This window comes from Candidatus Tisiphia endosymbiont of Oplodontha viridula (assembly GCF_964264865.1).
Classification (GTDB): domain Bacteria; phylum Pseudomonadota; class Alphaproteobacteria; order Rickettsiales; family Rickettsiaceae; genus Tisiphia.
On the sequence record NZ_OZ183486.1, the window covers coordinates 1,130,301 to 1,144,616 of the forward strand.

Sequence of the window (14,316 nt, forward strand, 5' to 3'; positions counted from 1 at the left end):
CACTTTTATCAGTATTTCTTTATTATAAAATTCCACAGGTGAAAAAATAATGGTATGAACCTCCTGATATACAGAATGAAAAGCAGTTGCTAATCTTCTAAAGTTAATATTAAAATAACAATCAGGAGGCTAAGATGGAAGTTACCACAATTGGTATAGATATTGCAAAAAGAATTTTCCAAATTCATGGTGTAGATAAAAATGGTAAGACGGTATTAAAGAAAAAATTAATGAGAGATCAAGTTTTAACATTTATGGCTAATTTACCAAAATGTTTGGTAGGGATGGAAGCTTGCGGCGGAGCTAGTTACTGGGCAAGAGAAATAACTAAATTGGGGCATACAGTAAAACTAATGGCAGCACAATTTGTCAAACCGTATGTTAAAACTAATAAAAATGATCAAGTTGATGCAGAAGCTATATGTGAAGCGGTAACAAGACCAAATATGAGGTTTGTACCAATTAGAACTGTAGAACAACAAGATATTTTATCAATTCATCGAGTAAGAGAGAGATTGGTAAAAAATCGTACTGCCCTTGCTAATGAAATTAGGGGTCTACTACATGAATTTGGTTTTATTATTCCTCAAGGGATCAATAAGGTTATGACAAAATTAACCGAGATTTTAGATGAAGGAAATTTAAGCCAGCTGGGTTATCAAACATTTAGTGAACTGAAAGAGGAATTTTTGGATAATGACAAAAAAATAAAAGAGATAGAAAAAAGATTAAAAATAATAGCTAGCAACTTAACTCAATATCAACGATTAACAGCTATACCTGGTCTTGGTTTAATTACTGCTACTGCTTTAATAGCATCAATAGGTAATGCTACAAGTTTTGAGAATGGTAGGCAATTATCGGCATGGTTTGGATTAGTGCCAAGGCAGCATTCCAGTGGAGGGAAAGATAAGTTGCTTGGAATTAGCAAGCGAGGTGATGTTTACTTGCGTACTCTATTGATCCAAGGAGCTAGAGCTGTACTAAATGCCAAGATAAGATTTACATTGGAAGAACAAAAATCTAAAAAAGATTTTAGCAAATTTACGCAGTGGATGTTTAATTTATCTGAGCGAAATGGACATAATAAAACAGTAGTTGCTGTAGCTAATAAACTGGCAAGAGTGGTGTTTGCAGTACTAAGGTCAGGGGATGATTATGTAGAGAGTAAAGTTTGTAGCACAAAGCTATTATAATTAACATAAAATAAAATAAATAGTGGTTTATTAATTAATAGGTAAACAAAGAATATGTAAGAGATTCCAACCCGGAATATGCGTGAGATAATAATATTGATGGTAAATAAGACAAACCTTAGCTTACAAAGAAACTGATGACTACAATGGCTCTTTGAAGCCGATAAAATGATAAGTATATAGTAAATTTGTAAGCCAGCGAATTCCATCAGGGCTGTAGGATAAATTACACATAATTTATTAACTATAAGCCGGATACATGTATGCATTTGCATTTTTGCTATTAGATGTTATTTTTTTCTTGCATTTTACAGGAGGTTCATACATGTAGTCAGTAACGAGAATTTAATTCTACACTCCACTCGTCGCATAATACTCACGTTCTATAGCATAATTTCTGCTCATATTTATCTCGAAGATGAGTCGCTCACCCCTTGTTTTACGTTCCAATTCTTTAAATCATTTGAGTATAGTTGTAAATGTTGCTCTAGTAAATGATCAGGCAGTAGTGCCATATCAGGTATTAAATATGGCTTATTGTCTATTTGCTGTACTAAATGCTGATAAAGATGCCAATTACTTTCATTAATGCCATATCTATTAAGCAAAGTTTGTAAGTTATGATATAGTGAGTTAAAGGGCTTATTAACTTGTAATGCTAAATTATGCGATAACAAATTACCAACTGTAGATTTCCAAGTATTATCCCACCATTCCATAAAGTTTAGTTTAAAAAATGCATTGGTAAGTTTAAATATGCTACCAGATACTGGATACTCTCCTGCAAAACGAGAATGACTGTGACTAAGCAGTGAATCTACAGCCACACCAAGCAAACTAGCAAGCTCTTTTTTCTTTTTACCATTAAAGCCTGTAGCCGCCACTTGTAATAAATTAGCATAAGACTGAAGTAGTGGTATGCCATTGTTCTGTAACTCACTGACAAAACTTATCATATCAGGGATTGAAGAAAGTACCACCTTGCCAAGATTTACCATACATTTCCAAGCACGATAAGCTCCAAAGATACGGTCAACTGATGGTATTTGTGGTTTTACTCCTAGCATTAGGTCTAATTGATTAGTAAAACTGTTGGAATTACTAAGTACTGCTAGTTGCTTTAAAATAGCTGGGTCTTTAATTGCTAACTCTTGTAGCTCCTTGGTAAAAGTGCCTTTGATTGATTGTAGCATTAATTCAGGATTACAACCCATACTCTCCATTACCCCAATACTCCGACCTAGTATATTAAGGTTACTAACTATCGAATCAGCGATAAAGGATCGACTTTTAATTAAAGGGCTAATGAGCTTGTCAACAAAGTCATTTTGTACGTAATTACCAAACTCCTTCTGATATGTTAACCAAGCTTCTGCCGATTTAAAATGTAGTTTCCTACTAGCTGACAACACATCAGCTACGTTACTTCCTCTAACGTGAGTGAATGCTATATTTAAATATTGGTCAGTGTCTTTTAGATGAATGCTACTAGCAAGATTATTAAATATTGCCTTATGATCTATTTTCTCATTTAGTTTAGCAATTTTTTGGTGATCAAGTAGCGGATGGATGAATTTCAACCATGCCTCATAACCAGCTTCTCGAAGTTTAAGACTGTTATGCTCTTGTTTAGTAATATAACCCTCTAACGGTATTATATTACTACCGGCTAGATTAGCTCTATTGATGGCAGCTGTTTGCCATTTATTGATTATTTGAGCTACTATTATTGCCCTCTCACTCCCTGTCGGATTTTTATCAGGATGGCTGATATTCCATAATTCCTGTATTATGTCCTTTTCATAAGCAATATTTCCAAACTCGTGTATCAACACCAGCTTTTTCTAAATCTCTTGTAATGCCATATAACAGCTCTTTAGCAATAGTTTGTTGCCGTAAATCAACCTGCCGTAAATATTCTTTTATCGCAGCAATCTTATTGTCATGATTTCTAACAAATCTCTCTATGGTAGCCATCTTGATTAAATTCAGGGCATTATTTCTTTTTTTTACAAACTGTTCCTTCTTAAAATCATCAATGAACATATCTATTTGTTTGTCTCTCTCTAGCAAATCCAATCTTTTCTGTCCAACAAATTCTTTATGGATAGTTTTTAGCTCATCCACTAACTGTGGATCGATGAGACTGAGAGTTTTAAATAACTCCTCTAGTTCTGAAGGGTTAGCCCCTTGCTTAATCTTACGTAAAATTTCTTCGGTTTGCTGGTAAATAACATCTTGCTTGATGGATTCTGCTTGATAAGTAACTTTTTGTTGTTCAGGTAAATTGGCTATTTCAGCTTCTAAAGAAGCTAGATGCTCTTGTAGATTAGGACTGGCATTGTTATTCTCAAATTTCTTATCATCACCATGGTAAAAAGATTCAGCTTTTTGTGGATTCTCAAGATTTATATGTTTGCCTTCCTCTAGCTGTTTTCTTGCTATATATAACTCTTCGGGTGATAAATCATAGCCTTTAGTCTCCCATTGCTGACGTCGTAAATTATTGATAATTTGCTGATCTAATTGTTTTACTGCTGTCAAATATTCCTGAAACTCCGGGTTATTAATATGCTCCTGATATAATTGTTGTAATTTACCTTCTTCCTCTAGTAAAATATCCAAGAACCATCTTGGTATTGCTTCAGTTTTACCATTAGTACCAAACTGATCATGCATATGTTGTTGTAATTCTGCTATTTGCCTCTGCTGGGCAGAATATGAGGGAAATTGTTGCTCGGCTGCCGTAATTAATTGTAACTTCTTTGCTTGTAACTCAGCTAACCTTGATAAAGAACTGTTTCCAATATTAGCATCGGTACTTGTTGGTACTTGACTATCAACTTGCTCAGTTTCTATTATATTCTCCTGAGGAGATGATTCTTTTAGTACAGTGTCAATATTATCTTTTAACTGACTATCAACTATCGGATGTAAGGTCTCAATTTCAGGATGTAGCTTATTTGAATATAAATACAATCTGTCTCGCAAATATTTAGCCGAATAACCAAGACCATGCAAAGTTGCACCAAATAAACCACTTTCTATAATATTAATCAAACTATTTGACAAGTCATAAGGTCTTTGTTCAGTATGTCGTTCATTATGAAGAACTGGCTCGGTAACTCCCTGACCTATAGCCCCGCCTAGCAAATCCTTAACTAATGTTGTTGGAATTTTGCCATATTTTTGGCTAAGTGCCGCCCACATTGCTGGTCTACCAATAGGAATGAAGCTAGCAGCAATATTAATTGGTGACAAGTTGCCAAATACTACCTCAGCTCCAAACTTGCCAATAGCTTCAACTAATCCGCCTTTACCCGCAGCAATAATATATTCATTAATTTCTCGCTGCTTTTTCCTCTCTAAAATATCTTCTACTAGTGTTTCGGTAAAATTAGGGTCATATTTTAAACCTGAGTCACCATATTTTTGCTCAAACTCTTCCTTGCTTAATTTATTATTATAACTTTTTAAATGTTCAGCAACATCCCGTAATTCAGGATCAATAATATCTTGTGGGTCAAAAGCTCGCCATAAAGTTGATAGGCTTGGACTATCTGCATAAGCTTGCCGGCTAACTGCTCCCAAAACATCCCATGTACTACTGCCTAACAGATCAACGACACTATTAGTTCTAAAACTCGGTATTAAGATAGAATAGTAAAGTGATTGATTATTTGCGTAGTAACGTGATTGGTCATTTGAGTAATTATTTAAGCTGTCATTATTTTGCATCATACTAATCTATTGTATATGATTCAGAGATACCTTGTAATATTCTTTGCTTTTGCTGCTCTAAAGCTTGAGGGTTATTTAACTCTGACAAATCAAATTTTAATATTTTACCAACTCCTGCCATAACTGGCAAATACTGACCATCTTTGGTCGGGAAAGTATAATAGACACTCTTTTTGTCAGGCGTTAGTTTCCATTTACCTTGTTGCAAACATTCTCGTATTATTGCTGCAGCGGCATATTGTCCTATTGGGTCATTGATATTATCAATAATATTGTTACGACGACTGTCCCTAAAACTAGTAATATAATCATACTCTATAGTTCCGTTAATGAGACCATGTTGCAGCTCTGCTAGGCTACTCTCTATGTAATCAGCATTTAAATCAATGATCATACCTCGTACTATTATCTGACGGGGTATTTGCAGATTCTTACTATCTAGTCGCATATCGACCTCACTAATCAATTTGGTGGTTGCTTTTTTTACTGCTTTGTCAATATCTAAATCTTCAGTATGTTGGTAATATTTAGCTAAATATTTTATGCCTTGTCGTATTTGATTAATCTCTGTCTCATTTTGTATATTACTTCTTACTAGATCGCTACTCCATTGTCTGAATATACCATTGTCTTTCATTTCTTTGTTAAATTCTGTAATTTCATGATTGGTAAATAAAGGCTGACTTTTTAATGATAGCTCGTTAGCTAATACTATCATCTGTATAAAGGCTGAAGCAGTCTTACGGTCGTAAAGTCTATTTTCAGCATACAGACGAGTTAATAACCCTAAATCCCCCTTATCCCTTAAGATTTCTTCCAGTATCTCCAAACCATATTGATTACTACTCCCTTCATCATCTCGCAGACTAATTATACTGTCAGTGGTTTGTTGAATTTGGTTAACATCTTTAGTCTCAATCTTTTTTAAATACTCATCACGTTCTTTGTTCATTAAATATCTTTGGTCGTAACTAGGGATGCCTTTTTGTTGTTGCAATTGTTTCCTAAGCAATAAACGTTGTAATAATGGTATGTCTTTAGGTATTTCACCGTTTTCCTCAGCCAGCCTAGCTGGGTCTGTTTGAGCCAATTTAAGCTGTTTGTTAAACTGCTCTACTAAAATATGATATAGTCTCTCTTTCTTGTCATAATCACTATCCCCACCCTTTGGGGCAATTTGTTGTAATATTTCCTGACCTTGGTTGAATGGTAGGTGTTTTATTTGTTGTGAAATAACAAAAGCCTGCTTATACAAAGCTTCTTGGCTTCTAAATTGCAGTAATCGTGGATCACCAGCATTAAAGCTGGCTTGCAGTAGGTTTTCAATGCCCTTAACACGCTCTCCAGTATTTAGGATACTGTGCAAATCGGCATTGATAAGCGAACTAAGTTGATGTTGTCTCAGTAATTGCTGATGATGCAGTAGATTATTTGCTTGATGTTCTAGTTTAAGCCTTTGTTCAAACGATAAAGCTTCTTTCCATTCAGCAACTATATTGGGATTTAATATATCATTCGGCGAATGCTTTAAAGTAGCTTGTGCCGCGGCAAATGCTAAATCATGTTTGGCATTAATCAACATTTGATCTCGCTCTTGCGGCAGTAATGATAGAGAATTAATAGCTACTGCGACATCTTGTAAGTGACTAGTATAAAACTGTGGATTATCATAGGTAGCGTTTTTTAGTTTTTCAATGGCTTCAATTGCTAAATGGTGACGTTTACCATCAATCAGTTTGGCTTCTGTGTGACTTATTTGCCCAGCTAACGATATCCTATAATCATTAATCTTAGCTTGCAACAAACGCTTGGTCAGTGGATTATTAGTACGCTGCAAATAATCATTGGCTCGTTGGTCATATTTACTTAAGAAGTAATCAAGACATGGTTTGTTATTCTCAAGAAAATCCGGGTGCATCTTATCAAATTGCGTTAAACACGTCAGACCACCAGTTTTACTATTGGGGGCTACTTCAATATTACTTTGTGACTGGTTTAGATGCTTGGTGGTATCGCTAAGGAAATCTGACCAAAGATGTGGCATTTCTACACTAGCATCTTTCTCTAGCTTACGTGCCAAATAGCCTTTAGCTTCCTCGTTAATCTGATTAGTTACTGCTGCAATAGCTTGCCATTTCATTTTTAAACTTCCACTGTTACTTTCTTTTTTCTTCCCCGGTACTTAGTCGTGCTATCTCGCCAAGATCCGATACACCGCTTAACACCGTACCTAATACCTGCCAAGGTGCAGCTGAGTTAATCGAACTAATATTGCGGTTAATTGCCTGCTTCTTTAAGTCAATCAGTGCTGTGTTTAAGTTTGATCTCGGTCTTTGATGAAAATACTCCGCCTCAACGCTTCTTGCCTTCATCTCATCCATATAAGCCATATGTCGTAGTAATAAGCCAGCTGAATCAGTGCCAGTTATACCAATGCCAGTTTTTAGGATATTATAGCCCAGCTGCTGACGATTATATAATTGCTCTTGCCTTAACATATCAACGTGATAACTCGATATCGCTCCATATTCAGCGGTTCGCTCAAATAATTGTTGACGATCAAACTTAAGATGCTCTTGTTGTTGCTTGAGTAAATGCTGCTGCTCATATAATGATTGTTTGGTTTTTTCTCTATTACTTCTGAGTTGGGCATAAGTGTTAAGCAAAGACGTCCCCGTAGCAAATACATTCGCACCACTCGAGAAAAAGTTTAGAAAATCAAACATTATTATTTTTCTTCATTATTTACAAAACATAGTATTTGTGATAAGCTAATACTTGGACTGGGGAACTCGGTCGGCGTTATGACCCCCGCGGATTAGTAGGGGTCTCTCGCTTTGAAGTGAACTGGGAAACTTAGGTATGTAATGGCATTCTGTTAATCTTCTAACCTATTATTTCTATGTTCTGTAAACAAAATTTTAATTGTCTAGATTTTGAGTGTTTTTAAGCGAAAATTAATAAAATTTTTGCTGGAATAGTTAGTTCTATTTCAAAAAAATCTTATAATTTGCAGCAAAAAGAGTCAAAATCTAGTAATTTAAATTTTGTTCACACCTAAATAATGTCCTTTACAACTCTCTATCTAGATAATTTTCGCCAGCAGATAACTCTCAATTCTTTCCCCTTTTTTCTTGTAATTCTTTTTCTGCTTTTAAAAGCTGTTCTGTAATATCTTCTGCAGGAATTCCACTGTCATAATTCATCCACCATTGATCTTCAGCATTTTCTATTTGAACAATATCTTCTTTTGAAATTGATAAAAGATAATCTTTAATATCCTTTATTACATCAGTTTTAAAGAACTTACACATTTCTTCTTTCGTAATAATTTTATTTTGGCGTATAATAGCTTTACACCAAATAGAATGTGTATGTATTAAATTACGTAAATACGCAGCTGTATGCTCACCAAAAAAAGAATAGACTTTATAAATTAATTCTTTCTGATTTTTGCTATAAATATCAAAATCTATTTCTCTAGGCGGAGGAATGCCATCATCTTCAAAATTACCAAATGTTGAACGTAAAGCTCGTACTACTGTTCCATGTTTCCATACTTCAACCTCTTCTGCAAAAAGTGGTCTATCAAATAAAGCAAGACTTATTCCTTGAGCAAAATATATTAGTTTTTGTAACTTTAGCTGGGTTATGGTATCGCCGGCTTTTCTATCTACTAAAACTAAAAAATAATTAGCTATATCCAAACAACTAAGTATCTTGTCTCTTTGTTTTTTATTCATATACCCTTGTAATTTGGTAAAATCTTTGCTTTAGCATAGATTTTTAATATACTAACTGGATAAGGCTTATCGACCTTAAAAGTAACATCGATATCAGTTTTGATTGCTCCCCGCATGATGAAATTCACCCAGCCTGATTGGTAAGGAGTGGCAAATAAGTCACATACTTCTTTAGTAGCTGTTGGTGTTGTTAAATATTTTTTATCATTAACCAATCTAATCAACGCATCACTATCTACATATCTACTATTAATATGTTGCCTGTCTATTTGCCCATTATCAAGCCTTTCTTCAATATAACCACCTTTACTATTAAAGACTTTCAATCCAAGCTCAGCGTCTTTTTTTGGAGCGTGTTCTACTTCATCCGGGAATATTAGGGGAAAAGTTTGCATTATCGAAGAATAAGGAAAGCCTACCGACAAATGTCTTACTGGATGTTTTAGCTTAATCAGCTCATTATCGATAATCCTCAAATCATGTAATTCCTCATCACCAATAATAGATACAGCAATTTTCTGAAAGATCGGTAATATAGTGGCAATATTTATTTGCTGGAATGATGGTAGGCAGTTACGAGCTATACTACTTAACTCATAAGCACCAATATCAGGAAACAGCTTTTTAAAAACAGGAAAATATCTTTTTGACAGAAGCAGGTACTTTTCTAATTTAATACTCTTCTCATCTTCAAGGATATCTTTCAGTAAAGCTGGATGAAAGCTCGGCATAATTAACTGACAATACTCAATAATGTTACGCTGCAAATAAGCTAGCCCTTCTTTGAGTTCTTGCATTTGCTCAAATATTCTATCCGCTAATGGGTCAGTATAACCTTCTTTACTATATACCCACGCTCTAGAGGACGATAATGAGGACTTACGATCTCTTCCCATTATCGGGGCAATTCTGTTTAGTACTTCATCTACAATTCCATCGATAGTTTGACTAAAAATATCAGATAGAATATATTCCCTAACATCTTTACTTAATGGTTTATCAAGCATGATACTTCTTAGGCAATCAACTATTTCTTCTCGTCTTTTGAAATTGGTTAGCTCTTTAATCTTGTTGTCATTATGTATTTGTTGTAATTCATCGATTAATTGATTAGTAATAGTTGATAATTTATCATTTATTTGTTGCTTACTAGTATGTTGATTAAATCCAATAATTTGCTGGTCAATTAATTGTTTGGTTTGCTCACCAAATATATATTGAGTCAGTTCCGGATGAGCGATATTTAGCAATTCTGGGTAAAAATCTACTGCAGTTTTGGCAAAAAACTTTTGTAAATTAACTAGCAGTCCGGATTTTTTATCACTATCCTGCTCGGCATAATATAGCAATATTTTCTTATTGAGGTGACTAACCGCTAGTCGCATCTCTTGTATTTCTCTACTTATTTCAAATTGCAGATCAATATTTTGCTTAGCAGTTGCCATAATATCTTGCACCGTACCAGCAATAAACCTGATTAACTCAGTATTTAACTTTTTTATTTGCAGGCAAATAGTTGGACGAAAAGAAAAAGCACTATTAGGCAAATATTCCATCAAACCACCATCTCTTAAAATGGCTGGTACATCTATTTCATTTAGTAGCTCCACGGCTTCAATAACATCACCACCAAGCCGCTCACCATCATATAATAATTGTTCTATTGTAACAAAACTTTCAGGATTATTTAAAAATAGATTGTCTAACTCTGCATAAATACGCGAGAATATTCGATGATAGGCAAAAGATACCGCCAAAATATTCATAATCTTAGGTAAATAATTTTGATAATATTTTTGTAAAAAATTCTCTATCTCTGCTCTATGTTCATCATAATTAGCAACTAGCCTATTTTTGTATTTAAAAGAATTGCCAACATTATCTAACTTAAGTCTTAGAATAGTTTCTGCTTGAGCTTGTACAATATGCTCTAGTTTTGTTATATCACCTCTAAACTCATAAGCACTATCGTCTTTTAATGCTTGTATGATTGAGCGGTAGGCGGCATTCTCTCCGGGCTGTTGGATATTTACATGACAATCGGCATATACTGCTTTATCAGTAACAAAATGCTTGGCTGAAAAATAACGAGTTTGCAGCACTTCTAGATATTCCTTGCTACTTATACCAGTATCATCACTTCTCCGAACATGCAAATATAACATGTCGCTACTCTCAGCATAGATTGGCGTGATGCCTAATACTTGACCATTACCACCTAGCCAATGTTGTGACCAGCCCATAATTTTTAAATCATGCGAATAGATAAAACTAGCAAAAGAGCCATTTTTTAGTACTGCCACTACCATTGAAAATGGGCTATTACAGCCGACAATTTGTCTGATGCCACCAGCAAATATATGTTCAGCATAGGCAGTAATGTCTGATATCTGAAAACCACCTTTTTCTTGTGAATAATACAAACTATTTATTTTACAGCCATTACCTTCAACAAAAAAGATAGTCTTACCGATTACTACTGGTTTCAGTGGTGATATCGGTAACTCAATCTCTTTATGGATTTTGACAAATTCCCCCTTAGCTCGATCTCCTTCTTTGACTAAATAAATGCCATCACTAGTACCTAATAATAATTCATCAGCAAAAGGTACTGACCACAGGACATTATCAAAAGTAGATGAAGAGAAAGTTGCTGAAAAAGCGGTTAATGGATTTCGTGCTTCTAGTAAGGTTCTATATGCCATCCTAAAATCACTAAAATCTCCCTTATAACTTGCCCAAATTGAATGAATATTTTTATTAACCCCAAAGCACCATAATCGGTTTTCAAAAGTAACCACTGAAGTACAATATAACTTCTCCTTATTGGCTTGGTAGATATTGCTTTGTCCAGCTGACTGCCTAGCTGCTCGTTGGTGAATAGCTTTTAGCTCATCGTTAATTTTGTCTACCTCTGCTCCGTAGATTACTTCATTAAAAGGTTTTTGTATTAAGCGTTCTCTTTGGTCACTTCGTCCTGTCGAAAAATAGTTAACATGACATTTCAATGCTTCAATGATAAACATCTTATCTTTGTTAGGGAAATTGCTGGCTAGCTCATAGCTGCTACTGGACGCTATCTCAGCTCTTTCACCATATTCTACCTGTCTCTTTCTTGCCTGCTCTTCAATATGTTGGTAAAATTGCTCGACAATTTCCGGGTCAATGGAGAATTTAAAGATTGGTCTCTTATCGCCAAAAGAAATATAAGCAATTCCTTGAAACACTACATAAGAAAAATCCTTAGGACGAAAATGAAAATTTTGCCCTTCATCCTGTATAACTTTACTAGTTAACAACAATTCACCACCAACAAAGAATAAGCAACGAGTTTCTAGCTGATGCGATTCAAAAACCAGCAAGTAGGATAATTTCCTTGAGAACATTACTGCTGCCATTTTCTTTGGCACATTATCAGTGAACAAGTGAACAAATTGTGTACCGTGTCTACGCATAATGCCACCTGATGGCAGCAGCATGAAGTTAATCAACTTCTTAACTCCGTTCTGATACAAAGCCAGCTCGGTTCTCCCTTCAATGGTGGGAGTTAGCTCACCACCTGAGAAGTTATTTTTTTGCGAATATACAAATTGCTCTTGTTGCATAGAATATTTACACTTCGCCGGAATTAATTAGGTTATAATCAACCGAGTAAATCCTTCTTGTTTCTTCTAATTTGATCAAATATTGTTTCTTTAGTCCATCAGTAAACACACTATCGGAATACATAGCAAATGATACTTGTGAGGCTAACGATAAAGCAGCTAATAACTTAAAGCTGCTTGGCACTTGTTGCCAAATAGTCGTATCATTATTTAGCAAATTATCAACGATGTTTCTGCTATAGTAAAACAGCGAGGTAAGTTTACCCCCTTTAAAGTGAATCTTACCTGCTTCACTGTAAAATTGCAGGTTAGATGGCACTATTACTGCACATTTAATACAATCATTAATATCCGGTATTTCAGTGAAGTTTTGTCTATTACCTTCGATATTATCGACTCTCCGTAAGGCAAATGACCATTTAACCATTAGCACAGTATCTTCAATAGCAGGATTAACAAACTCCTCACATAATTCTTCGGCTTTTGATATCCTGCCACCACCAATGCTACTAATACCAACATTTGATCCAAGTAGTACTACTGCCTTCTTGATAATATCATATTTCACGGTAGTTACACTCAACTACAAATAATACAAATTTTCCATGAATAAATTTTGTAGTTATGCATCATCCTCATTCTCACTCTCAACAATACCACCACCAACAGCATCAGCAAAATCATCAACAACACCACCACCAGCAGCACCAGCAGCAACACCACCACCAGCAGCACCACCAGCAGCAGCAACAGCATCACCTGCTCTCCTCATTACTACTACTTGTGGCTTTTTAGTAGTAGCTAAATTATCGTTGGCAATTACTGCTAAATCATTATCATTGATATCCGCCTTATTATCAACATTACGACACTGACTACCAAACATCTGCCATGGCATTGTTATGCTATTCACACCTCTCTTGTGATTCACAGCCTCTATTGCTTTCCACAACTCACCACGATGGCTGTTGCGGTCATAATTCTCTAAACATTTAATCACTACTACGGCTTGCTCATTATCCCGGCTAGCACCAAAAGCTTCACTGTAATATAGTACCTTGGCATAATGATATTGTACTAGCTCTTCTATGCCTTTCTTGCTAGAACCGTTGACAGTATTGAACCTTATCGCTCCTTCATTAAAGGCATAGCAATCCTTCACAGCATATCTAGATTGAACCGCATCCCCAGTATTATCAAATATACCACCCAACATCTCACTAGTAATAAAGGTAAAGCCTAAGAAGCTATTAACTTCACCACTCACTAAAGCTCTAACATTATTATAGTCATAATTGGTAATTTGCGGATCGCGTAACAAGTCGGAGATTTGATTACTTGAACATAGTAAGTATAATTTATCATACATACCGAAAGAGCGTTTTTTTAATATATGATGAGCTTTAATTAGTTTCTCAACAGTTAGCCCGGCTCTTTTCGAGTCAATGATACCTCTGTTGGCATCAACTGCAGCTTGAGCATTTAAGGTTAAATTAACATGAGTAACCCTAATTCCTACCGGTATCACATTATTAGCTACATCAAAGTTAATCACATTATTGCCTGTCCGTCCTGCTCTAACAGGACTGGCAAAAGCACTAATAATTACCCGGTCTTGTTGTCTACCCATTGCCCAACCTGCCATTTTAGGAAAATGTGAGGTGGGGTCGGTTAATAAGTTCAACTTATCATTTCTATCCATGGTAGCGTTCCAATGATAGCTTGATGCCGTCAAAAAGCGTCTTGAAATAGTGGGAATTTTAAATTCTATTTGTTCTAATCTAGCAGGGTCTCTAGCATCCGCATAATGTCCATGTAGATGATCATCAGGATCAATTGCCTGTCTAGTTCTGCTCTCCACCTCATGGGTAGTCATTGACTCAAAGCTAATTACTTCAGTATCTTGCGTACCATTAGTAACGCATTTTCGCAGCTTAGAACCTTCTTGTTGAATAACTAGGCTGATATTTTTGGCAAATTGTTCTTTAAGACCATCTGTTATTTGTTGCATTTTTCCTCCTCAAATAATCT

At 35.3% G+C, this 14,316-nt stretch carries 9 protein-coding genes; 1 reads left to right on the plus strand and 8 read right to left on the minus strand.

The features are described 5' to 3' along the window. The first annotated feature begins 134 nt into the window (after nucleotides 1-134). Entirely contained in the window at nucleotides 135-1,196 is a 1,062-nt protein-coding gene (locus ACFEL1_RS05485; protein WP_375330748.1) for an IS110 family transposase, read from the plus strand. 407 nt (nucleotides 1,197-1,603) lie between these two features. On the opposite strand, the gene ACFEL1_RS05490 is transcribed toward ACFEL1_RS05485, so the two are convergent. From ACFEL1_RS05490 to ACFEL1_RS05525, 8 genes are all read right to left on the minus strand, one after another. Then, the gene (locus ACFEL1_RS05490) at nucleotides 1,604-3,028 is read right to left on the minus strand and encodes a hypothetical protein (protein ID WP_375330749.1); all 1,425 of its coding nucleotides are present in this window, start codon (nucleotides 3,026-3,028) and stop codon (nucleotides 1,604-1,606) included. Next, complete coding sequence (locus tag ACFEL1_RS05495; RefSeq protein ID WP_375330750.1) at nucleotides 2,997-4,937, minus strand: hypothetical protein; 1,941 nt, start codon at nucleotides 4,935-4,937, stop codon at nucleotides 2,997-2,999. Before ACFEL1_RS05495 ends, ACFEL1_RS05490 begins: the two co-directional genes overlap by 32 nt. A 1-nt stretch (nucleotide 4,938) precedes the next feature. Next, the gene (locus tag ACFEL1_RS05500; RefSeq protein WP_375330751.1) at nucleotides 4,939-7,077 is read right to left on the minus strand and encodes a hypothetical protein; all 2,139 of its coding nucleotides are present in this window, start codon (nucleotides 7,075-7,077) and stop codon (nucleotides 4,939-4,941) included. Between the two features lie 16 nt (nucleotides 7,078-7,093). Beyond that, on the minus strand, nucleotides 7,094-7,663 hold the full coding sequence (locus tag ACFEL1_RS05505) for a hypothetical protein (RefSeq protein WP_375330752.1): 570 nt from the start codon (nucleotides 7,661-7,663) through the stop codon (nucleotides 7,094-7,096). Between the two features lie 387 nt (nucleotides 7,664-8,050). After that, complete coding sequence (locus ACFEL1_RS05510; protein ID WP_375330753.1) at nucleotides 8,051-8,680, minus strand: Panacea domain-containing protein; 630 nt, start codon at nucleotides 8,678-8,680, stop codon at nucleotides 8,051-8,053. Continuing rightward, nucleotides 8,677-12,285 (minus strand): hypothetical protein, encoded by a 3,609-nt coding sequence (locus tag ACFEL1_RS05515; RefSeq protein WP_375330754.1) that lies wholly within the window; start codon nucleotides 12,283-12,285, stop codon nucleotides 8,677-8,679. The genes ACFEL1_RS05510 and ACFEL1_RS05515 overlap by 4 nt, the downstream gene beginning before the upstream one ends. 7 nt (nucleotides 12,286-12,292) lie before the next feature. Next, complete coding sequence (locus tag ACFEL1_RS05520) at nucleotides 12,293-12,853, minus strand: hypothetical protein (protein WP_375330755.1); 561 nt, start codon at nucleotides 12,851-12,853, stop codon at nucleotides 12,293-12,295. A 54-nt stretch (nucleotides 12,854-12,907) separates the two neighbouring features. Then, nucleotides 12,908-14,296: a phage capsid protein gene (locus tag ACFEL1_RS05525; RefSeq protein WP_375330756.1), complete on the minus strand. Its 1,389-nt coding sequence runs from the start codon at nucleotides 14,294-14,296 to the stop codon at nucleotides 12,908-12,910. Nucleotides 14,297-14,316: the final 20 nt, after the last annotated feature.